Origin of the sequence: Brotomerdimonas butyrica, assembly GCF_025567305.1 — a bacterium.
GTDB classification, from domain to species: Bacteria; Bacillota; Clostridia; order Peptostreptococcales; family Anaerovoracaceae; genus Lentihominibacter; species Lentihominibacter butyricus.
In genome coordinates, this window is the sequence record NZ_JAOQJP010000011.1 from 96,972 (window position 1) to 115,750 (window position 18,779).

Here is an 18,779-nt window from a genome sequence, read left to right on the forward strand (position 1 = left end):
ATGGCGGATACATATATAAAACTTTTTCGGAAAGCTACCGAAAATGATCTGTTCAACGAGAAGCCATTTGACCGCTGGCATGCGTTTGAATGGCTGCTGCTGAAAGCATGCAGGTTCGAAAAAACGGAGGTGATAAAAGGACAGGTCGTGAAGTTGGAAACGGGTCAGCTGATCGTGAGTTTGAGGAAGCTTGCCGAGACATTCGGCTGGAGCAGAGGAAAGCTAGAGCGTTTTTGCACCATGCTTGAAAGCATGCAGATGGCGTCGTTTGACCGAGCCACCTACGGAGCCAGTGTCGGTACCATCGTAACCATTGAAAATTACAGCAGATACCAAGAGGGGCGAGCCACCAGTGAAGCCACCTATGAGACCACTAACAGTACCAGTGACAGGACCACTAACAGGACCACTAACAGGACCACTGACAGTACCAGTATAAAGAAAGAAAAGAAAGACAAGAAAGATAAGAATAATATATATAATAGCGCGCGCACGCGCGTATCACACGGCGACGGTGTTTCTAAATTTACAAAGCCGACGCTTCAGGAAGTGAAAGCCTACTGCATCGAGCGTAAAAACGATGTCGACCCAGAGAGGTTTATAGACTTTTATGAGTCTAACGGATGGATGGTCGGAAAAAACAAAATGAAAGATTGGCGGGCAGCAGTACGGAACTGGGAACGCAATAGAGCGAGCAAGTCCGCAGAGAAAATACAGCAAGAAGGGAGGCTGGACTGGATCGATGAACTTTGATGAATTTAAGAGACTGGTCAAAGGCATGAAGGCGGTTTACACATCGCAAAGCTTCTTACCGGATGCGAACAGCGTGAAAATCTGGTACGAGCTTTTGAAAGACATGCCATACGAGATAGCGAATGTGTCTATACAAAAGCACATGGCAACAAACAAGTTTCCGCCGACGGTCGCGGAAATACGATCCGGAGCCGCAGAGATAACGAGCAAACCTCGTGACTGGTCGGATGGCTGGGAAAGCTTTCGTAAAGCAGTAGGCAGATTCGGATATTACAGGCGAGGAGAAGCGTTCGCAAGCATGGACGAAATCACAAGGAAAGTGGTGAAGCGTCTGGGATGGAAAGAACTGTGCATGAGTGAGAATATCATGCAAGATCGGGCGAATTTCCGAATGGTCTACGAGCAGGAGCAAAGTAAGGCGAAAGAGATGCTCGCGCTTCCGGAAAGCCTGAAGCGAAATCTGGCCAGACTTCAAGAGGGAAAACGCAAGGACATCGAGGGCGTGCAGCGACTGGTGGAGAGTGACGATGAATAATAACTTGGTTGCTCTAGGCATGAAGGCGGAATCATTAGGGATATATGCAGTCGAGAGCAAGGATCCGCGCATCGTGTATTTTTATAACGATGGTGAATATGCTATCTGCACAAAAGGGTTCGTATGGCGGTTTTCAGAAGAAGAGGCCGAGGAGATTGCAGAGGGGTTCAGAGGGGTCACGAAGAGCACTGTGCTGAAAGAACTGCGGGAGATAATTGAGGATGTTAAATATCTCAGAAAAACAGGAGTGAGGACATGATAGAGTGCATAAAGTGCGCAGAGAGACATCCTGCATGTCAGGATAGTTGCAAAAGATTTCTAGAGGATAAAGCTCAGCGCAACGAAAAGGCGGAGCGGATACGGAAGGCGAAAGCGAGTGATAAGCTCGCAAGCGATGTCGCAATAAGTTTATACAACGAAAGAAGACGGAAGGCGAATCGCTAGGGGGACGTATGAATAGCAGAAATAAAGGTGCGGCAGGCGAACGCGAACTAGCGGCAGTGCTGCGAGAATACGGATTCGATGCCAGGCGCGGTCAGCAATATTGCGGAGCAAACGGAGACGCAGATGTGGTCGGGCTTCCGGGCGTACATATCGAATGCAAACGAGTAGAAAAGCTCAATATAGACAATGCCATAGAACAGGCGATCAGTGATAGCAAAAATGATGAAATGCCGGCGGTATTTCATCGAAAAAACCGTAAAAAATGGCTTGTAACAATAAGTTTGGAAGATTTCATGAAGTTATACAAGGAGAAGGGAAATGAAAGCATACAAAGGGTTTAATAACAAACTACAGTGCAGAGAATTTCAGTACAAGGTAGGGGAAACCTACGAGGAAGAAAAAGCGGAATTATGCAACTGCGGATTCCACGCATGCGAAGCGCCGCTAGATGTTTTCGGTTATTATCCGCCTGCGGACAGTAGATACTGCGAGGTTGAATTAGAGGATGTGAGTGAAAAAACATCTGACGATAGCAAAAGGTGTGCAAGAAAAATCAGTATCGGAGCGGAAATTGGAATAAAGGGAATAGTTGAAGCTGGCGTGAAATTTATCATGGACAAGGTCGACTGGAACGGCGCGAAAGAATCAAATACGGGTTACGGAAGCGCCGCGACAAATACGGGCGACAGAAGCGCCGCGACAAATACGGGTTACGGAAGCGCCGCGACAAATACGGGTTACGGAAGCGCCGCGACAAATACGGGCGACAGAAGCGCCGCGACAAATACGGGCGACGGAAGCGCCGCGACAAATACGGGTTACGGAAGCGCCGCGACAAATACGGGCGACAGAAGCGCCGCGATTGTAGAGGGTAAGGAATCAATTGCAATCGCTACAGGAATTGAAGGAAAGGCAAAGGGTGCGTTAGGATGCTTTATTGTTCTTGCCGAGTGGTGCAAGGATGGAAATTATGAGTGGCACATTAAAGATGTAAAGTCTGCTGTAGTGGACGGAGAAACAATCAAAGCAAACACGTTCTATATGTTGAAAGATGGAGAATTTACGGAGGTAGAATAATGGTTCACAACACGGGAGATAAATTTGTAATTGAAATCGGTGAAGTTATTGAAAGACACGGTGAGCCGCGATTGTATAAGATAGCGGGCTTCAATGCTTTGGTATTTGATGAGTTTGGGTTGAACAAGCTTGGAAAGCTCACGAACGGGGTGGATGCGTTCTCGTACGGCAAAGGTTTTATTGATGGAGCGAATACAGAAAGAAACAGAATAAGACGAGCAATCGAAAAGATTGACAGAGAGGAGAAATAATGAACTCGGTAGTACTGATTGGAAGATTGACCAAGGATCCTGAGGTTAGATATACAACAGGGCAGGAACCAATGGCCATTGCAACATTCTCGGTGGCGGTAGACAGGCCGGTAAGATCCGGGCAAGAAAAGAAAACAGATTTTCCTAGAGTTACGGTGCTTGGCCGTCAGGCGGAAAACTGCGAGAGATATCTGGCAAAAGGTAGACTTGTCGGCATCCAGGGCAGAATACAGACAGGCAGTTATACCAATAAAGACGGCGCTACAGTATATACAACGGATGTAGTGGCTAACAGAGTAGAATTTCTGGAATGGGGAAATAAGGAATCCCAGAATAGCGGGCACGATCATCAACAAGACGGTGTGCCGAGCGGGTTTGCAGCATTAGACGATGACATACCATTCTGATATCACGGACGATGGTTGGAGCGCATTGTGCATAGCGATTTTGTGTTATCTTTCGCCTGACGAAGCGTTTGAACGGCTTGCGGGCGGTGCGAGCTGTTTGAGAAAGAAGACGGGGTGATAGAATGACGAACAGAGAATACATGATAGGCTTGTTGTCAAGTTCAGGCTTTGTGGATGATGGCGGAGCGTCGTATGAAGCTATGGTCTATTACAACGTAAACTGCCCTTATTACGCTGGTGACGAGAGAGGGCATTGTAGCGCAGATGGGAAAATAAGCAGGAAAAATTGTTTTCCCTGCAAAGAGGAGTGGCTTGATAGTGAAGTTGATGAATGAGGTAAAAAATGAGAACGGAACATCCATGTGATATATGCAAACACGATGATTGCCCATATGATTGCGTATGGAATACATTTTGTACGAAAAAGTACGAATGTACTGAATACGATTGTTTTCTGAATTACGAGGGTAGTTGTAATGGTAGTTTTTACGATGTGTGCCAATTGTGTACAGACTTAACGGAAAAAGAGGAGATTGATGAATGATGATACAAGATAGCGGAAACAGACGAGAATACGAGAGTGGTGCAGTCAGAGACATTCAGGAAGGCAAAGGTAGATGCGATCTGATGCCTTTGGACGTTGTAATAAATTGGTTGCAATATACAGAATTGATAGACAGTCGCGAACTGGACATTCTTTCATGTATTGAACAGTACAGAAACGGAGAAAACACTTATCTGCTGTACAAAGCACTTGACCTGTTTGCCTGTGCTACTGATTATGCAACCGCTGTAGATGTGATTCTCGAAGTATCTAAACACTTCGAGGAAGGGGCAAAAAAATACGGAGAAGATAACTGGAAAAAAGGAATACCTGAATCGAGTTATATAGACAGCGCAGTCAGACATTATCTCAAGTGGCTGAGGGATGATGACGATGAGCGACATGATAGAGCGTTCGTTTGGAATATCATGTGCCTGATCTGGACGCATGAGCATATCACGAACAAGCAGGGGATGCCGGAAATGGCGATTCGCTGCGTTGAAACGGATTGTTATTTCAATGATGATTATTGCTTTTGTACGTCGCATAATGAATCATGCAATCCGGCACGCGGGAAAGAATGCGCCGGATATAGCGCAGACTGAGAGGTGGCAATATGCAGAGGGCGAAGATCAAGAAGAAAAAGATACAGCTAACAGCGTCGGAATTGAACAAGCTAAAGCGCGAGGTCACCAAGAATGCGACAGATAAAGCCTGCTTGATACTGCTTGCGGCTGTCGCTGATGAGCTGAGTATTGACGACGATCAGCTGTGCAATATAATGTCACGCACTGACAGATATGCTTCGTATGTAAGCAATCATATAGCCAAGATGGAAGATATCAGAGAGACGATACAGAAGAAGACAGGGATATTACTGAAAGGGTGGAGCGATGAATAGATACATAGGGTTCGATGTTATAAAATTTCTAAAGGAATCCAGAGGATGGGAAGAGGAAAAGAAAAAACTGCAAGAAGAACTTGACAGTATAACGGAGATTCAGGGGAAGGATAACTCACCCGTGCGATCAAGGCGCATCAATGATACGGTGTCAAGTGTGGCGGCCGCAAGAGAACGGATCCAGAATGATATTGACCGCATAGAATATTACGAACATGCGTTGGATTTCGCAATGCGATACATCACAGAGGCTGAAAAAGAAGTGATAGAGCTGTTTTTCTTCGGCAGAGGGTATATATCTGCACGTGTGGATAAATTTAGCTTTGAACATGCGATATGCCGCTCTGACGTGTACAGCCTTAGGAGGCAGGCTATTGACCACCTATCCAGAATCATAACAAGGAGATTTTTATAGTACAAAACGACAGTAACCAAGGCGGTTGCTGTCGTTTTGTAATTTAGGTATGTTTGAGACGTGATCTGCAAACGCATGTATCGTTATCCCCGTGCCCTTCATCATACCACAGTATATTGAAGACTCTGCCGGTCATGTAGCCATATAGCCTTTGTTTGCCTGATAAACTCAGGGAGATAAGCGACTCGGCCTCTATGTACTTAGAAACTAATCTGTCTTGCGCTGCTTTGTTTAAATCTTTCAGGTCCAGTGAGTGATTTTGCTTCTTGCTTCCGACAAGTATTTCGCTCCACTTTTGTGTTTCAAGTCCCCTTAGTTTCGGCAATATCTCAGTCCAAATAAGGTCGCCTAAATGATCTTGTGAAAACGCCCATTTCTCAGTATCAGCGTTTGAAAATGTCCATGCCGGTGTCTGGGAATAATATTGCTCAGGGTCACCGCCCTGAGCAATATGTTGTCCTTTTGGGTTTGCTTTTTGCCTGATCTTCTTTTCTCTTTTAGATCCCGCCATAATACATCGCCATGCTTTCTTTTGTTATTACATTACTACATCCGGCACCTAACGGTACGCCTTTCCTTGCATTGATCCAAGGATCCTCCATGTGTGTTAATTGGCTTAACCATTGCGCATCATGTTTGCCATAGTAATCAAGTATTTTGTCGATTGTGTCTTTCTGGTCATCAGAGAGATCCCCGTCACCTCCGCTCTCGTCGTTGGCACTTACGGAATACTCCCCTTGAGTCTTGAAAAATAATTCAGGGCAAACGGGTCCGTTCGCCCAAGCTTGAAAATCTTCATTAAATAAAGGCTGTTCACCCCATACAAGCGACCATGCCTGGGCATAGTAGCAAAGCTTTTGAAGCTTCATCGTAGACATGGGACCTGACTGCTCAAGAATATATTTTGCTGTGTCAAATACATTTGCCATGACAAAACCTCCCTCCGTTGTTTTATTGTCTCCATATATTTTTACTATAACATGTATTTGTATTGGCTGAAAGTGATAAATTAAAACTAAGGTTTAAAATATTGTCTCAATCTCGTTGTAATCATCATCCAAACGAAATAGGTTAAAAACGGAGTGACCGTATTCTTCTAATTTCCACATTTCAGACAGTGCTTCGTCATCGCTGTTTGCTAAGATGATTTCAAAATTATCATCCTCAATCTCAACTCTGTAAGTGTTCATAGCTTGTACCTCCTGGGGGCTTTATGCCCCCACTGTTTCGATTGTGTAATAAAAGTTTGTGCTGTAATAGTCAACCATGCTGTTACTTTCGTCGTATCTGTACGCTGCAACGATGCCATTGATTGCTTCGAGCTTTGTCAAAAACTCCGGCGAGTATACAGTGTAGTTGCTGCAGTGGTAGTTATTTATCTGGATACCTTTGCGCGAGCGTTCCCACTCGTACTTTGCAACTGCTTCTCTGACGGTTTTCTGATGTGCACTGTCCATCTCATAGTATTTACTAACATCAATGGTATTCGCTCCATCGTAGACCCAAGCGCCCTTTACTTTGTAACTTTCTGCGAACTCCGCAAGGTCCGTCATATCTTCATCGTGGATCTTTACCTTTACTAGGATTGACTGACCGCCGGAGTAGGTCCTGCATGATACCGTTGCTCCCTTGATCCCAGCGGCTTTAATATCCTGTCGGATCGCTTTCGACAGGTCCGCACCATACAGTGATTTATTGGACTTGCTGCCATAAACGGCACCGCCGCCCATGTACCCATCAGTAACAACCGTCGCTTCATCGTGCCCCTGAATGGCTGCGATCAGTTCGGACTCGCTGGCAAATCCATACCAGCAAGCCTTTTTGCCGTTCCATCTCATATTTAAACCCTTGAGTGCATCCCGCACTTCAAACGGCGGGATTGCATCAAAGTATACTTCGTGTGAATTGTATTTTGCGTTTTCTCTAATTTCGTATGTCATGGTTTTTCTCCTCTCTTATGCAAGTGCTTCGATTTCGATGGCTTCGACCTGTTCCCAAGTGAACCCGAAGCCTTTGACGAGTCTGTCGGCTTTTTCTGCCGAATAAATGCTGCATTCCATTGTTGGATGGCTGGCGAACATCTGCACCGATGTTATGTATGCGTTTACGGCCTGTTCCCTGAGGAAGTGGTCAACTTCCTCTTTGCTGCGGAAACCGTTTGCAGATTCTTTTTCGATGTAATAGCCTTTGTATTTCATTTCGTACCTCCTTATTTACCGCCGGGAGCTATGCTCCGGCTCTCTGTGATGCTAGCACCATTTACTCATGTATGCGTCTTCCTGTTTCTCAGTTATGCGCCCTTCTATAAATGCGATCCTGTCATTGATTTCTTTAGTCTCGGTTGTCTGCCCATTGAAGTAAGTCATTGCTTTGAGCTGTTCCAGCTGTTCAGTTGTCAGTGTGTTGATGTCGATTGTTATGTTATGTGCTTTCATGGTGTGCCTCCTATCTCCTCAATCCTACTTGCTCGAGAACTCTTGTTATAACGTCAATCTCCATCTGCCCCCATGCGTTATTTGCCAACGTGTCTGCAAGGTAGTCGAGGTTGATATCCTGCAGTTCACTTTCTTTGATAGCGATTACTTCGCCGTTTCCTTCAACGTACTTGATCGCGTCCGCTTTTGTGAAAGCTGGAACAGTGATCTTGTAGCAGTCTCTGCCGTCGTCCAGATATACCGTATAAACTGTCATGTTATTCTTTTTCATTGTGTTTTCTCCTTTCGTTGTTCTTTGTACACTATTGAGTGTACAAAAGAGAAAAGAGGGCTTAATTACCCTCGAAAATCTCCCGGAGCCATTCGCGGTTGTTTATGCCTTTTTTCTTCGCTTCCTCTAAGCTTTTGATTATGTCTGCATCTTCGTTGATTCGTAAAGCGATATTCACTTTCTTGTATGTCTTTGCATCATATTTAGCGTTTGCCTCGGCTCTTGCTGGGGTGTATTCTCTTTTTCCCATTGAATCACCTCCCGGCGTGTGTTATAATCTATATAACAAAAGGCGAGCCGTTGAAAATGGCTAACCGCAAGGGTTATAGAATAACCGCCCGGTTTGAAGTGTGTGGGCGGTTATTTCTTTATATTCAGTATTCCAACTATCACTAACCCAAAGGTCAAGATAATCATTAATTCTTCATATGTAGAAATGTTACCACCTCCTGTATATGCGATTCAGGTTTTACACTGTAACTGCAGGTATATCGGATGTGGTTAACCACCATCGAACTTCACGCCTTTTGTTGTCTTATTCATTCATCGTTTTGTCGGGTCTTGCCCGCCGGAGTTAATGCCAATTTCTCGCGTCCGGTGATCTCTGTATTCGCTTTTTCCTTTGCTGTGACTTAATCTTACACCTGTGTACTGTTGAGTGTCAAGAACTTTTTGCAGATTTGTTTTGTATTTATTTTCGTACAAGTCTGCAAACGTTGGAATATCAACAAAAATAAACAATTTATTATGGAGAAATGATATAATTATATCGTGGAAAAAGTCAAAAGGCATATTATCATTTCTTTTCTTTTCTTGAATCAAGAAGACTGTCAGCGATGGCGGTCTTCTTTCATTTACAAAGGGGGTGAGGGCATGGCATTAAATCAATATGACAGAGGAAGCAAGAACAACGGGCCGAACGCCCACAAGAAAGGGAACCGGACACCGGGGCAGCCGCGAAACGGGGCAGGACTGGCGGAGATCAGCCGCATGGAGTCGGCGCGCATTGCAAAATATAACGAGATAGCAGAGAAGCAACGCAGGGCGAAGAAATATAAACAGGAAGATCTGGCAGGGGCAATGGATCGGATTCAGGACTACATAATAGAACAGACCGATGCAGAAAAGCCGCTGACAATATCGGGAATGATTCGGGCGGCGGGCATCAGCAAAGCAACATGGTATGAAATGCTTCGGGGTGACTATGATTACAGACTATATGAATACTGTGATATGCATGATATAGATATAAATACCATAGATAGAACAACAACTACAGTCGTAACTGATGGCGAAGGTAACAGAATAGCGCTTATTACGTGGTCAGAGGCACTGCAAAAAGCCGTCCTAGCGGTAGAGGAACAGACCGAAGAACGGCTGTATTCCAAGGGTCGAGTGGGTGATATCTTCAGCTTGAAAGCACTGCACGGATGGCAGGAAGACCAAGCGCCGCAGACGGTAAATCAAACACTTGTAATTGCTACAGAAGAACAGGCGCGCAAGGCTATAGATCTGTTGAAATAGAAACATTTCCGTTAATGCAAATTATCGGAATAGTTAACGAAACGCCTGAATACGTTGAAAACACTGAGGTTGAAGCTGTTTTGAAGCGGATGTGCGGTTGCGTGGTATACATTGCACGCATGAATAATATACAATACGATGTATATACATACGCAAAAGGTGCAATTATTCCCGAAGAAATACAATGCTTGTTGCATAACCAATGCATAACACACCGGCCCGCACCTGCTACGGGTGGGAAGTGATGGCGTAGGGTGTGGGGTGTGAGTGGCTTTGATCCGCTTTCCTATTTCCGTACAGGTCGAAGCGTGAAGCGGTGCCCCAGAGCGGCGGGGCATACAGTGGAGTATTGGATGTGGGGGAGTATCTCGCATACACACCCCAATAAAAAACATCCAATTTCCAGACACCTTGCCAAAATTTTTTAGAATATAAAAAAGGAGTTGAAACAGGCTCCTTTTTAATTACCTCGAAATCGAGGCAGTATATGGCGGTGTAGCTCAGTTGGGAGAGCGGAGGGTCTGGTCTATGTGGGATCTTCATGGTCGGTGGTTCGAGTCCGCCCGCTGCCGAATAATTTGAACGTGAAAGTATAGCTTAGGGATATAGGTGAAGTCATGGCAACAGCACAAGAGGCGTATTTGCAGAACGTACAAGCCAATTACAGGTTTTTCTGCTATCACGCACACAACAATGGGAGAAGCGACGATGATTTGCTGTGGCAGCCAAGCAGATTCCACAGGTTCTTGTGTGATAAAGCGCAGGAGTTTGTAGAAAAGCCGACAGATAAGGCATATGAGATACTGATTTTGAATACGCCGCCCCAGCACGGTAAATCAACAACCATAACAGCGACATTTCCGGCATGGTATCTGATGAAAAATCCAGACAGCAAAGTCATCGTGACATCATACGGTGATAGTTTGGCGCAGAGATTTGGAAAGCAGAATCTTGACAAGGTGAAAGAACATGGCAAGATCTTCGGGGTCTCACTCGACAGGAAAAAAGCGAATGCAACGGAGTTTCGTATAGCAAAGCATACAGGAGTCATGATATCTGCAGGATATGGCTCAGGCTTAACTGGAAACCCTGCCGATTTGATAATAATAGACGACCCTGTAAAAAATAGAGCCGAAGCTGATTCGGAGACTGACAGAAATAAAAAGTGGGCTGATTATATTGATTCGATTGAGTCGCGTATATCAGCAGGCGGAAAAATAATCTTGATAATGACTCGTTGGCATGAAGATGACCTTGCGGGCAGGCTGATGGAACACTATGAGGATCGAACGACAGTGATAAACCTTCCGTGCGAGGCGGAAGAAAATGATCCTTTAGGGCGCAAGATAGGTGAGGCATTGTGTCCGGAAATCGGCAAAGGCGATGCGTGGCTTGCGGACTTTAAAGCTTCACATATGACTGAAGAAGGCATGCGCTCATGGAACGCATTGTATCAAGGACATCCATCGGCTCGTGAGGGCAATATGCTCAAACGAGAGTGGTGGCAGTATTACAACAGGTCAGATTATGACGAGGGAAAATTAACTTTTGACAATATGTTGCTGTCGGTGGATGCAACGTTTAAGGACGGAGAAAAGAATGACTATGTAGCTATGGAAGTATGGGGGAAAAAGGGCCCGCGGCTTTATCTTGTGGACCTTGTGAATGAACACTTGAACTTTCCTGACACGATACGAAAGATACGCATAGTCAAGGCAATATATCCGGAAATGTTTATCACGCTTATAGAAGATAAGGCAAACGGTACAGGAATCATCCAGATGCTAAAGAAAGATGTCATGGGAATCATACCGGTGACGCCGGATGCATCAAAAGAGGCCAGGGTAAATGCCGTTGCGCCGGTGATAGAAGCGGGCAATGTATATTTGCCGCGAGACAAAGGGTTTACATTTAAGTTTGTAGACCAGTGCGCATCGTTTCCGAACGGAAAGCACGACGATATGGTTGATAGCATGACACAGGCAGTGTCGAGGCTTGCTTTTAGTCGTGCCGTGCGAAAAATGGAGCGCAAGGCAAAGCGAGGAGACAAATATTTTTCATTACCGAAGCGCAGGAAAACGGGAAGAGGTGAAAAAATCAATGTTATATGATGTGATTTTTGTAATATTGGGGCTTTATGCAGTGTTTAGTCCCGTCGTCGTTGTGTATGGCATAAAACTCGGGTACAGACTTGCAAGTGAAGGGGAAAGTGTAAGCAAGGAGCCTGTTTTTTCTCTTCCGAAGCGGAAAAAGAAACCCAGGATGCCGGATGAAATGAGGAACGATTTAACGATACTTCAGAATATAGCAACTTATGACGGAACATCAAACGGTCAGAGGAAGATAAATGAGTAATAAATTTTGGGAAAGATACGAAAAAGGTCTCGATTACATTCAGAAGAAGCGGCTCATAGATAGAACGAATAAAAATTGGAACTTTTATTCGGGAAAACAGTGGGACGGCATAGAAAGCGGTAGTGAAGAACTGCCGTTTTTAAATTTCATAAAGCCGACAATTAAACATAAGGTATCGACGGTATCACAGAACAACATGGTGGCAAACTACTCGGATGCAGAGGGCAGGGAAGAACTGGCAGAGTTTTATGATAAATGCAATACACTGTTTTCCGCATGCTGGGAAAGAGCTAATGAAGATCTTGAATTGTGGTCCACAATGAAAGAAGCGGCTGTTACAGGTGATGGGATACAGTATTTCGGGACTGCCGATGTCGGCGACATGCAGAGATTGCCGAACACATCAGTTTTTTACGGAGATGAGTCACAGCCTAATATACAGCTGCAGCCATACGTGATAATACAGGAGCGTTTGGCTGTTGGAAAAATCAAAGCGATTGCGGAAGAAAATGGTTTGTCGAAAGAAGAAATCGATCAGATAGTTCCGGATCGGGAAACTGAGCACATGGTCGGGAATCGTGATGAAGTGGAAGACAGCAGCACTTCAGATGAATCAAAAGCGACATGCATAATACACCTCGAGAAAAAAGACGGGATAGTTCATGTTGCGAGAGCTACAAAAACGGTAGTATTTCAGCCTGAGAAAGCGATCAGAGTGATAAATTCGGATGGTTCAGACGGTAGAGGTATGACGTTATATCCTTTATTGAAAATATCGTGGGAGGATTTTCCTAACTCGGCAAGAGGGCTATCAGAAGTCGAACAGCTCATACCGAATCAGCTTGAAATAAATAAAACGCTTGCCCGACGAAGCATGATAATAAAACTCACCGCATATCCAAGGATAGCGTACGACGGAACAGTTATAGCAAACCCAGAAGATCTGGAAAAGGTCGGTGCTCCGATAGAAATGCAGTCCGGAGGAGTGCAGAGCGTGAATCAGGCGATCGCCTATCTCAATCCGGCACAAAGTAATTCTGACCCGAAGAATTATGCAGACGATTTATTGAGCATATCTCAGGAGTTATCAGGAAGTGGTGAAACTGCGATGGGTAATATAAATCCAAACAGGGTTGCCGCGTCGGCGATCATTGCCATAAGAGATCAGGCTGCACTGCCTTTGAATGAACAGGTTGCCAAGATGAAAACGTTTGTCGAGGATATGGCAAGGTTGTGGATAGAGATATGGGCTGTATACAACCCTAACGGACTTGATGTGCTTGTGGAGAGGATCGATGAAAAGACGGGCGAAAAGCACAAGGTTCTTGAAAAAATAACCAAGAAAGAGATCGATGAGATGCGTCCGGATATAAGGGTTGATACGTCACAGGACAATCCATGGACGAAAGAGGCAGAGCAAAACTGGCTTGATAATGTTCTTGAAAAAGGGCATATCCAGTTTGATGAATATATTGAGGCATCGCCAGAACATGGTATCGTGCCGAAGAATAAAATGCAGGCGATATTAGATGAGCGTAAAGCTGAGCAAAGACGTCAAATGGAACTAGAAGGAAATATGTTAAAGCAAACCGAAGGAGATGCTATGGCGCAAGCCACAGCAGCATGGGAGGCACAAGATGGTAACAGTGGACAGGCGATGTAGTGCTTGCAATGGAGAGATGTTCTTGGATCATGTCAGAACACAAGGTAAAGAAACGATTTTATATTACTCTTGTATGAATCCAAGCTGCAGGGAGCATGGCAAAGCGTACTCGTTGCTGGGCGAAGAAGAACAATCACAAATAAAGCCAAAAGAGCAGGCGATATAGCCTGTTTTTTTATAGAAAGGAGATTCTAAATGGGATTTGAAACAAGCGTAGAAATGACGGAAGTCGCTGAACCGTCGACTGAAAGCGCAGAAAATCAGGAAGTCGCTGAACCTGAGCAGACATCGCAGGAGACCACGGAAGGTGGAAAGACAGAAGCAGACGCCGCTTTTGCAGAAATGCGCAGAGCAAAACAAGAAGCTGAAAGAGAGCGAGATGAAGCTCAACGCGCATTGGCTGAAAAAGAGGCGAATGAAGCTGCCAAGCGCAGTGTTTTTAAAAACATTGCAGGAAGCGAGAACGCAGATGTAGACGCACTCGCTGAAGCTTTGGGAGTAGATGCTGACGATGTTATGGCTAGCATAAATGCCGAGCAGGAAGCTGCCAGAAGAAATTCCGAGATGGAAAGTCTCAGAAAACAGGTAGCGGACTTATCGGCAGAAAAGCAGGTGAACGAAAACATTAAGGAGCTGCAGGAACTCGATCCGTCGATTAAAGACGTAAATGACCTGGGCAAAGAGTTTGTTGATTATGTAAGCAAGGGGCTTACGGTGAAACAAGCGTATTTTGCCATCAAGGGAGAGGAAATCGCTACAAAAGCGACGCCTCCGCAGCCCATAGGCAAGGTGAATAACCAGCCGCCTGAAAAGGATTTCTTTACTGAAGCAGAAGTAGATGCCATGACAGAGGAGCAGCAAAGAGCTAATGCAAAGAAAATCTTGGACTCGATGCCAAGATGGAAGTAAGGAGTAATAAATGGGCACACAGAAATTTAAGCCTATAGTATGGGCAACACAGTTCCAGGAAGACCTCGATTTAGCGTGCGTCTTCAAGGAAAACACTAATAGCGAATATGAAGGTCTTGCAAAAGAACCGGGAGATTCGGTCAAGATCCTTGGTATCGGAAAGCCAACGGTTCGTACATGGAGTGACGGTAAGCTTCATGCGTTAGATACAGCAGAAGATGTGGAAGATATTTCAATGACTATGCCGGTCAATCAGGTTGCGGATTTCAACTTTAAAGTCGGTGATCTGGACAAAGCACAGAGTGCAGGCAAAGGGTCTATTTTGTCAGCATACATGTCTGAAGCAAAAGATGTTGTAGCCGAAAAGATGGATGGCTTCATTGCAGCTTTCGCCAAAGACAAGAATGTAAAGGTTGCTGAAACGGCTTCGTCAGCACTTACAAAGGACACCATTCTTGATTTCATGGATAAAGGGCTTTTAACGCTTTTGAAAAACAATGTATCAAGAAATACGGAAATAACTCTTACGGCTCCACCTTGGTTCATCATGATGGTAAAGCAGGCATACGTACATCTTGATACCAACAACTCAGAGATGATGAAAAACGGTAGGGTTGGAAAATATGGCGGGATGATCCTGAAAGAGTCAAACAACGTGTACAATGACGGAACGCATGACTACATTCAGGTGAAAACGAACAGGGCGATTTCCTTTGTAAATCCGCATGTACATATGGAGCCATACAGACCGGAAGGCTACTTTGCAGATGCCGTAAAGGGCTATGCTATTTACGATGGCAAAGTAACAAGGCCGAAAGAAATCGTTACCCTGAAAGCGAAATAAGGAGGAATAGAAGATGGCAGATAAGACTGTAACTGTAAATAGAACTGCAAAGCCTAATTCACCGGTGAAAATAACACCGGTGACAGCGGCTGCAAATGATATATTCGTTGTACCGTGCGATTTTAAGGACGAGCATACCATGTTCATAGCGACTGCGGAAACTGCGACGAGCATTGTGATTCAGGCGGGAGATGGGTATGCAGCTGTGAACCCGGAAACGATTTCCGTACCGGTTGGCACGAGCGTATTTACCGTAGATTCTGCAAGGTTTAAGTATCTGACAGGAACTAATAAGGGTAAAATGCTTATAAAGGCAAGCGGAGCTGTAGACCTGTCGGTCGTAGAAGCGAGAGTATAAGGATGGGAGGGGACTTTCCCCTCCTTTTTCAAATGAGGTACAACTTATGAACTATGGGGAATTAAAGGAACAGATACGCGACTTAGGCTTTGCCGAAGATGAAGAACTCGACGAGTTTGGTGATGTTGTGCCTAATGGCATAAACAGAGCAATAACAGAGATAAATCTAACAGTAGTTCCCAATGTTGGCACATACATTATTGAGCAGGACGGTACGGAAGACGGAATTTTGTATTACGATATGGACGAACTTACTGCTGATGATGTAGGCAGATTCTTAGAGTTTGCTGACATACCTGTAATGGTTGGCGATGGCGAATATAAGCGATTCAACGATTTCGAAATTGAGAACGATAAAATTCTCGTAATCGACGGAAGTATAAAAGGACGGTTCAAGATTTTCTACAAGAAAGCCCATACGCCTTTTACCGTGGAGACCTCGGATGATACAGAGCTTGAGTTGCCCCTGAAAGCGCATCACCTTGTACCGCTTCTGGCAAGCTATTACATATGGCTCGAAGACGAAAAGACGAAAGCTGTAGATTATTATAATCAGTACGACAAACTCGTGCAGGAAATAAAATCAAACGCAGCGAAGCCTAGGGCAAGAATATTGTCAGGAGGGATGTAGATGGCACTGCAAACGCCTGCGGAACAAAAGGTATACACATCAGTGTACACGAATTTTAAAGGAGTAGATTTCACAAATGATCCGACACAAGTGTTCAAGAGGCGAAGCCCTGATGCCCTGAATATGATACCGGATGACGGAGGCACGCCATATAAACGTACCGGATGGAGGGTCGAGTATAGTCCTAAAACACAGGCACAGGAAAAAGAGATAAGAGATATGTGGTCGTTTGATTATGCAGACGAATCACATTTGATATACACAAAAGGCAATGGCGTGTACAACGCTTTTGGAGGTAATGAAATTCCGCTAATCACACTAGACGGTGATACTTCAAACGTGGTGGGTGTCTTTTTTAATGCTGTTTCGGGAGGTGCATTTTACATTCTGGCTGATAGTGTTCTTCGAGAGTATACGGTCAAAGTGTCAAACGAGGAAAAGGAGTTTTACTTCAAGGAAGTACAAACATATGTGCCGACGACTCTTATCGGTAGAAGTCCAGCCGGCGGAGGAACTGTATATGAAAATGTAAATCTTTTGACGAGAAAGAGGAAAGAATCATTTCTTGGCGACGAAAGCTCTACAGACTTCTATACATCGGCTCCGATCGCAAGCGGCTCAGAAACGGTGAAAGTAAAGAATAGCTCGGGCGACTATGAAATTCTTGAAAAAGGAACTGGATATACGATCGACTATACTGTCGGTAAAGTATCGTTCTCGGCAGCAAAGCCGCCAGTCGTTGCAGGAGAAGACAATGTCCTGATAGAGTACACGGCAACAGGGACGAGTCCTGCAGCGGAACAATTGAAACGCTGCACTGTTGCTTCGGTTTATAACGGAAAAGTTTTCTTGAGCGGTGCATCAGGAACATATAAGTCGTATGTGTGGTATTCGGCGTTTGAAGATGCAACGTATTTTCCTGACTTGAGTTACTTCGTTGTGGGCGATGATTTCACCTCCATAATGGGGCTTATAGATCTGGGGGAGTATCTCGGCATAGTGAAGGAATCAAACCCTGCGAGCAGTACTATCTTTCTGGCGTACGCATTGACGTTCGATGAAAACTCAACGTATGCGGTAAGGCAGTCGATAACTGGCGTGGGTGCAGTTTCGAAGAAGTCGTTTAACTCACTGAATGGTGAGCAGATATTTCTGTCAGAAGACGGGCTATATGGAATATCAGCAGTTATGTCCAGCGAAAGTGGGAATTATTTTGCAACAGCGACCGTTATGAATAGAAGCTATTTCATCAACAAGAAGCTGCTTCAGGAAGAAAATCTTGAAAAGTCGGTATCGATAGTTTGGAATCGCTTTTATATTCTGTGCGTAAATGACCATTGCTACATTATGGATGGCACGCAAAAAAATTCGTGGGCGACAGAGCGTTCTAATATGCAGTATGAGTGTTATTACTGGGAAAACGTGCCGGCCACATCATTTTGCGTGCATAACAAGGAACTGTGGTTCGGAACGGCAGACGGGAAAATATGCAAATTCAAGTCCGCTGCGGAATATGGCAGTGAAGCTTTCAATGACGACGGCATGCCGATCGAATCGCATTGGACAACCATTCTGGATAATGACGGCGCAACGCACTATTTCAAAAATATGCAGAAGAAGGGTTGTTTAGTCACTATCCAGTCTGCGGACAGGAACATCTCAAACACTTCAGCGGAGGTATATATAAGGGCTGATGAAAATAAGCCGGTATATATCGGAGCGGTTGCGGCGGCAAACGTAGATCTGCCGCAAGATTTTTATATCAAGAAGAAATTCAAAAAATACAAGAGACTGCAGTTCATCATCAAGAACGACCTGTTGAATGAAAGCTTCGGCGTGCAGGAAGTTGTAAAGCTATACACGATGGGCAACTACTCGAAGAATCGCATAAATAATGAGATTGAGACTTACACGCTTATCGTTGACCGTGAAAGCAACTTGTATGTTTCAGGTCATGACGTAGATTCATTGAAAATGATTTACGAACCTGACACAGGCTTCTTGTTTTACGAGGAATAGGAGGCGAGCGTATGAAACTAAATCGAAAAGACTATAACGCATCTATTCCTGAGCTTGTTAAGGCAATTGAGCAGTTGCAAGGAAACCAAGGAAAACAAGGTCCGCCTGGAATCAATGGAGCGTCTGCTTATGAAGTCGCTGTCAGAAATGGCTTTGTAGGAGACGAGGAAGCATGGCTTGCGTCACTCAAAGGAGAAAAAGGTGATCAGGGTAAACAGGGTGAAAGAGGTCCGCAAGGGGAACAAGGAAACCAAGGCGTTCAGGGCGAGCAAGGTGTCCCAGGAGAAAAAGGTGACACGGGAGCTACTGGACCGCAGGGCGAGCAAGGCGTTCAAGGTATCCAAGGGCCTGTAGGTCCGCAAGGTCCAGAGGGAAAGGTCGGCACATTTGAGTATGATGATGCAACAGGGAACCTTTACTATATAGAACCGGAGGAATAAAAA

At 44.8% G+C, this 18,779-nt stretch carries 29 protein-coding genes and 1 tRNA gene; 22 read left to right on the forward strand and 8 right to left on the reverse strand.

Annotation, left to right across the window (positions count from 1 at the left end):
- From OCV59_RS09015 to OCV59_RS09065, 11 genes are all read left to right on the forward strand, one after another.
- Positions 1-753, forward strand: a complete 753-nt coding sequence (locus OCV59_RS09015) for a hypothetical protein (protein WP_147594161.1) — start codon at positions 1-3, stop codon at positions 751-753.
- Complete coding sequence (locus OCV59_RS09020; RefSeq protein ID WP_147594162.1) at positions 743-1,288, forward strand: replicative helicase loader/inhibitor; 546 nt, start codon at positions 743-745, stop codon at positions 1,286-1,288. Before OCV59_RS09015 ends, OCV59_RS09020 begins: the two co-directional genes overlap by 11 nt.
- Positions 1,281-1,547, forward strand: a complete 267-nt coding sequence (locus tag OCV59_RS09025) for a hypothetical protein (RefSeq protein WP_147594163.1) — start codon at positions 1,281-1,283, stop codon at positions 1,545-1,547. Before OCV59_RS09020 ends, OCV59_RS09025 begins: the two co-directional genes overlap by 8 nt.
- 193 nt (positions 1,548-1,740) lie before the next feature.
- Positions 1,741-2,073 carry a putative PDDEXK endonuclease gene (locus OCV59_RS09030; RefSeq protein WP_147594164.1) on the forward strand — a complete coding sequence of 111 codons (333 nt, stop codon included), beginning with the start codon at positions 1,741-1,743 and terminating at the stop codon, positions 2,071-2,073.
- Positions 2,051-2,809: a DUF7666 domain-containing protein gene (locus OCV59_RS09035; protein WP_147594165.1), complete on the forward strand. Its 759-nt coding sequence runs from the start codon at positions 2,051-2,053 to the stop codon at positions 2,807-2,809. The genes OCV59_RS09030 and OCV59_RS09035 overlap by 23 nt, the downstream gene beginning before the upstream one ends.
- Complete coding sequence (locus OCV59_RS09040; RefSeq protein WP_147594166.1) at positions 2,809-3,060, forward strand: hypothetical protein; 252 nt, start codon at positions 2,809-2,811, stop codon at positions 3,058-3,060. The genes OCV59_RS09035 and OCV59_RS09040 overlap by 1 nt, the downstream gene beginning before the upstream one ends.
- Positions 3,060-3,467, forward strand: a complete 408-nt coding sequence (locus OCV59_RS09045; protein WP_147594167.1) for a single-stranded DNA-binding protein — start codon at positions 3,060-3,062, stop codon at positions 3,465-3,467. The genes OCV59_RS09040 and OCV59_RS09045 overlap by 1 nt, the downstream gene beginning before the upstream one ends.
- Positions 3,468-3,589: 122 nt before the next feature.
- Positions 3,590-3,802 (forward strand): hypothetical protein, encoded by a 213-nt coding sequence (locus tag OCV59_RS09050; protein WP_147594168.1) that lies wholly within the window; start codon positions 3,590-3,592, stop codon positions 3,800-3,802.
- A gap of 205 nt (positions 3,803-4,007) precedes the next feature.
- Positions 4,008-4,616, forward strand: a complete 609-nt coding sequence (locus tag OCV59_RS09055) for a dATP/dGTP diphosphohydrolase domain-containing protein (RefSeq protein WP_262584267.1) — start codon at positions 4,008-4,010, stop codon at positions 4,614-4,616.
- Positions 4,617-4,627: 11 nt separating this feature from the next.
- Positions 4,628-4,912, forward strand: a complete 285-nt coding sequence (locus tag OCV59_RS09060; protein ID WP_147594169.1) for a hypothetical protein — start codon at positions 4,628-4,630, stop codon at positions 4,910-4,912.
- A complete protein-coding gene (locus OCV59_RS09065) occupies positions 4,905-5,327 on the forward strand; it encodes a hypothetical protein (RefSeq protein ID WP_147594170.1) in 423 nt (140 codons plus the stop codon). The genes OCV59_RS09060 and OCV59_RS09065 overlap by 8 nt, the downstream gene beginning before the upstream one ends.
- A 43-nt stretch (positions 5,328-5,370) precedes the next feature.
- On the opposite strand, the gene OCV59_RS09070 is transcribed toward OCV59_RS09065, so the two are convergent.
- The 8 genes from OCV59_RS09070 to OCV59_RS09105 all read right to left on the reverse strand — a co-directional run bounded on the left by OCV59_RS09070 (position 5,371) and on the right by OCV59_RS09105 (position 8,283).
- Positions 5,371-5,838, reverse strand: coding sequence for a hypothetical protein (locus OCV59_RS09070; protein WP_147594171.1), 468 nt, complete (start codon positions 5,836-5,838; stop codon positions 5,371-5,373).
- Entirely contained in the window at positions 5,825-6,256 is a 432-nt protein-coding gene (locus OCV59_RS09075) for a Panacea domain-containing protein (RefSeq protein ID WP_147594172.1), read from the reverse strand. The genes OCV59_RS09070 and OCV59_RS09075 overlap by 14 nt, the downstream gene beginning before the upstream one ends.
- A 93-nt stretch (positions 6,257-6,349) precedes the next feature.
- Positions 6,350-6,517, reverse strand: a complete 168-nt coding sequence (locus OCV59_RS09080) for a hypothetical protein (RefSeq protein ID WP_262584268.1) — start codon at positions 6,515-6,517, stop codon at positions 6,350-6,352.
- Positions 6,518-6,538: 21 nt separating this feature from the next.
- Positions 6,539-7,267, reverse strand: coding sequence for a hypothetical protein (locus OCV59_RS09085; RefSeq protein WP_147594173.1), 729 nt, complete (start codon positions 7,265-7,267; stop codon positions 6,539-6,541).
- Between the two features lie 15 nt (positions 7,268-7,282).
- Positions 7,283-7,525, reverse strand: coding sequence for a hypothetical protein (locus OCV59_RS09090; protein ID WP_147594174.1), 243 nt, complete (start codon positions 7,523-7,525; stop codon positions 7,283-7,285).
- A 51-nt stretch (positions 7,526-7,576) separates the two neighbouring features.
- Complete coding sequence (locus OCV59_RS09095) at positions 7,577-7,762, reverse strand: hypothetical protein (RefSeq protein WP_147594175.1); 186 nt, start codon at positions 7,760-7,762, stop codon at positions 7,577-7,579.
- Between the two features lie 10 nt (positions 7,763-7,772).
- Complete coding sequence (locus OCV59_RS09100; RefSeq protein ID WP_147594176.1) at positions 7,773-8,033, reverse strand: hypothetical protein; 261 nt, start codon at positions 8,031-8,033, stop codon at positions 7,773-7,775.
- Positions 8,034-8,094: 61 nt separating this feature from the next.
- On the reverse strand, positions 8,095-8,283 hold the full coding sequence (locus OCV59_RS09105) for a hypothetical protein (RefSeq protein WP_147594177.1): 189 nt from the start codon (positions 8,281-8,283) through the stop codon (positions 8,095-8,097).
- 623 nt (positions 8,284-8,906) lie between these two features.
- Here OCV59_RS09105 and OCV59_RS09110 point away from each other — a divergent pair.
- The 11 genes from OCV59_RS09110 (at position 8,907) to OCV59_RS09160 (ending at position 18,776) form a co-directional block, all read left to right on the forward strand.
- Positions 8,907-9,557: a hypothetical protein gene (locus OCV59_RS09110; RefSeq protein ID WP_147594178.1), complete on the forward strand. Its 651-nt coding sequence runs from the start codon at positions 8,907-8,909 to the stop codon at positions 9,555-9,557.
- Positions 9,558-10,046: 489 nt separating this feature from the next.
- Positions 10,047-10,129, forward strand: a tRNA-OTHER gene (locus OCV59_RS09115).
- Between the two features lie 69 nt (positions 10,130-10,198).
- Positions 10,199-11,668, forward strand: a complete 1,470-nt coding sequence (gene terL / locus OCV59_RS09120) for a phage terminase large subunit (protein ID WP_262584269.1) — start codon at positions 10,199-10,201, stop codon at positions 11,666-11,668.
- Positions 11,658-11,912: a hypothetical protein gene (locus OCV59_RS09125; protein WP_147594180.1), complete on the forward strand. Its 255-nt coding sequence runs from the start codon at positions 11,658-11,660 to the stop codon at positions 11,910-11,912. The genes terL and OCV59_RS09125 overlap by 11 nt, the downstream gene beginning before the upstream one ends.
- Positions 11,905-13,575: a hypothetical protein gene (locus tag OCV59_RS09130; protein WP_147594181.1), complete on the forward strand. Its 1,671-nt coding sequence runs from the start codon at positions 11,905-11,907 to the stop codon at positions 13,573-13,575. Before OCV59_RS09125 ends, OCV59_RS09130 begins: the two co-directional genes overlap by 8 nt.
- Positions 13,576-13,770: 195 nt before the next feature.
- On the forward strand, positions 13,771-14,484 hold the full coding sequence (locus OCV59_RS09135; protein ID WP_147594182.1) for a hypothetical protein: 714 nt from the start codon (positions 13,771-13,773) through the stop codon (positions 14,482-14,484).
- 10 nt (positions 14,485-14,494) lie between these two features.
- Positions 14,495-15,328, forward strand: coding sequence for a hypothetical protein (locus OCV59_RS09140; protein WP_147594183.1), 834 nt, complete (start codon positions 14,495-14,497; stop codon positions 15,326-15,328).
- Positions 15,329-15,341: 13 nt separating this feature from the next.
- Positions 15,342-15,686, forward strand: a complete 345-nt coding sequence (locus OCV59_RS09145) for a hypothetical protein (RefSeq protein ID WP_147594184.1) — start codon at positions 15,342-15,344, stop codon at positions 15,684-15,686.
- A 46-nt stretch (positions 15,687-15,732) separates the two neighbouring features.
- Positions 15,733-16,317: a phage adaptor protein gene (locus OCV59_RS09150; protein WP_147594185.1), complete on the forward strand. Its 585-nt coding sequence runs from the start codon at positions 15,733-15,735 to the stop codon at positions 16,315-16,317.
- On the forward strand, positions 16,318-18,336 hold the full coding sequence (locus OCV59_RS09155) for a hypothetical protein (protein WP_147594186.1): 2,019 nt from the start codon (positions 16,318-16,320) through the stop codon (positions 18,334-18,336).
- An 11-nt stretch (positions 18,337-18,347) separates the two neighbouring features.
- On the forward strand, positions 18,348-18,776 hold the full coding sequence (locus OCV59_RS09160) for a collagen-like domain-containing protein (RefSeq protein ID WP_147594187.1): 429 nt from the start codon (positions 18,348-18,350) through the stop codon (positions 18,774-18,776).
- Positions 18,777-18,779 lie beyond the last annotated feature (3 nt).

Excerpts from the sequence above, each read along its gene's own strand:
- OCV59_RS09095 (WP_147594175.1), bottom strand. The coding sequence starts at position 7,762 with ATGAAAGCACATAACATAACAATCGACATCAACACACTGACAACTGAA.
- OCV59_RS09075 (WP_147594172.1), bottom strand. The coding sequence starts at position 6,256 with ATGGCAAATGTATTTGACACAGCAAAATATATTCTTGAGCAGTCAGGT.
- OCV59_RS09065 (WP_147594170.1), top strand. The coding sequence starts at position 4,905 with ATGAATAGATACATAGGGTTCGATGTTATAAAATTTCTAAAGGAATCC.
- OCV59_RS09045 (WP_147594167.1), top strand. The coding sequence starts at position 3,060 with ATGAACTCGGTAGTACTGATTGGAAGATTGACCAAGGATCCTGAGGTT.
- OCV59_RS09090 (WP_147594174.1), bottom strand. The coding sequence starts at position 7,525 with ATGAAATACAAAGGCTATTACATCGAAAAAGAATCTGCAAACGGTTTC.
- OCV59_RS09150 (WP_147594185.1), top strand. The coding sequence starts at position 15,733 with ATGAACTATGGGGAATTAAAGGAACAGATACGCGACTTAGGCTTTGCC.
- OCV59_RS09135 (WP_147594182.1), top strand. The coding sequence starts at position 13,771 with ATGGGATTTGAAACAAGCGTAGAAATGACGGAAGTCGCTGAACCGTCG.
- OCV59_RS09080 (WP_262584268.1), bottom strand. The coding sequence starts at position 6,517 with ATGAACACTTACAGAGTTGAGATTGAGGATGATAATTTTGAAATCATC.
- OCV59_RS09105 (WP_147594177.1), bottom strand. The coding sequence starts at position 8,283 with ATGGGAAAAAGAGAATACACCCCAGCAAGAGCCGAGGCAAACGCTAAA.
- OCV59_RS09020 (WP_147594162.1), top strand. The coding sequence starts at position 743 with ATGAACTTTGATGAATTTAAGAGACTGGTCAAAGGCATGAAGGCGGTT.
- OCV59_RS09060 (WP_147594169.1), top strand. The coding sequence starts at position 4,628 with ATGCAGAGGGCGAAGATCAAGAAGAAAAAGATACAGCTAACAGCGTCG.
- OCV59_RS09070 (WP_147594171.1), bottom strand. The coding sequence starts at position 5,838 with ATGGCGGGATCTAAAAGAGAAAAGAAGATCAGGCAAAAAGCAAACCCA.
- OCV59_RS09160 (WP_147594187.1), top strand. The coding sequence starts at position 18,348 with ATGAAACTAAATCGAAAAGACTATAACGCATCTATTCCTGAGCTTGTT.
- OCV59_RS09130 (WP_147594181.1), top strand. The coding sequence starts at position 11,905 with ATGAGTAATAAATTTTGGGAAAGATACGAAAAAGGTCTCGATTACATT.
- OCV59_RS09030 (WP_147594164.1), top strand. The coding sequence starts at position 1,741 with ATGAATAGCAGAAATAAAGGTGCGGCAGGCGAACGCGAACTAGCGGCA.
- OCV59_RS09040 (WP_147594166.1), top strand. The coding sequence starts at position 2,809 with ATGGTTCACAACACGGGAGATAAATTTGTAATTGAAATCGGTGAAGTT.
- OCV59_RS09110 (WP_147594178.1), top strand. The coding sequence starts at position 8,907 with ATGGCATTAAATCAATATGACAGAGGAAGCAAGAACAACGGGCCGAAC.
- OCV59_RS09025 (WP_147594163.1), top strand. The coding sequence starts at position 1,281 with ATGAATAATAACTTGGTTGCTCTAGGCATGAAGGCGGAATCATTAGGG.
- OCV59_RS09125 (WP_147594180.1), top strand. The coding sequence starts at position 11,658 with ATGTTATATGATGTGATTTTTGTAATATTGGGGCTTTATGCAGTGTTT.
- OCV59_RS09085 (WP_147594173.1), bottom strand. The coding sequence starts at position 7,267 with ATGACATACGAAATTAGAGAAAACGCAAAATACAATTCACACGAAGTA.
- OCV59_RS09035 (WP_147594165.1), top strand. The coding sequence starts at position 2,051 with ATGAAAGCATACAAAGGGTTTAATAACAAACTACAGTGCAGAGAATTT.
- OCV59_RS09050 (WP_147594168.1), top strand. The coding sequence starts at position 3,590 with ATGACGAACAGAGAATACATGATAGGCTTGTTGTCAAGTTCAGGCTTT.
- OCV59_RS09055 (WP_262584267.1), top strand. The coding sequence starts at position 4,008 with ATGATGATACAAGATAGCGGAAACAGACGAGAATACGAGAGTGGTGCA.
- OCV59_RS09155 (WP_147594186.1), top strand. The coding sequence starts at position 16,318 with ATGGCACTGCAAACGCCTGCGGAACAAAAGGTATACACATCAGTGTAC.
- OCV59_RS09015 (WP_147594161.1), top strand. The coding sequence starts at position 1 with ATGGCGGATACATATATAAAACTTTTTCGGAAAGCTACCGAAAATGAT.
- OCV59_RS09140 (WP_147594183.1), top strand. The coding sequence starts at position 14,495 with ATGGGCACACAGAAATTTAAGCCTATAGTATGGGCAACACAGTTCCAG.
- OCV59_RS09145 (WP_147594184.1), top strand. The coding sequence starts at position 15,342 with ATGGCAGATAAGACTGTAACTGTAAATAGAACTGCAAAGCCTAATTCA.
- OCV59_RS09100 (WP_147594176.1), bottom strand. The coding sequence starts at position 8,033 with ATGAAAAAGAATAACATGACAGTTTATACGGTATATCTGGACGACGGC.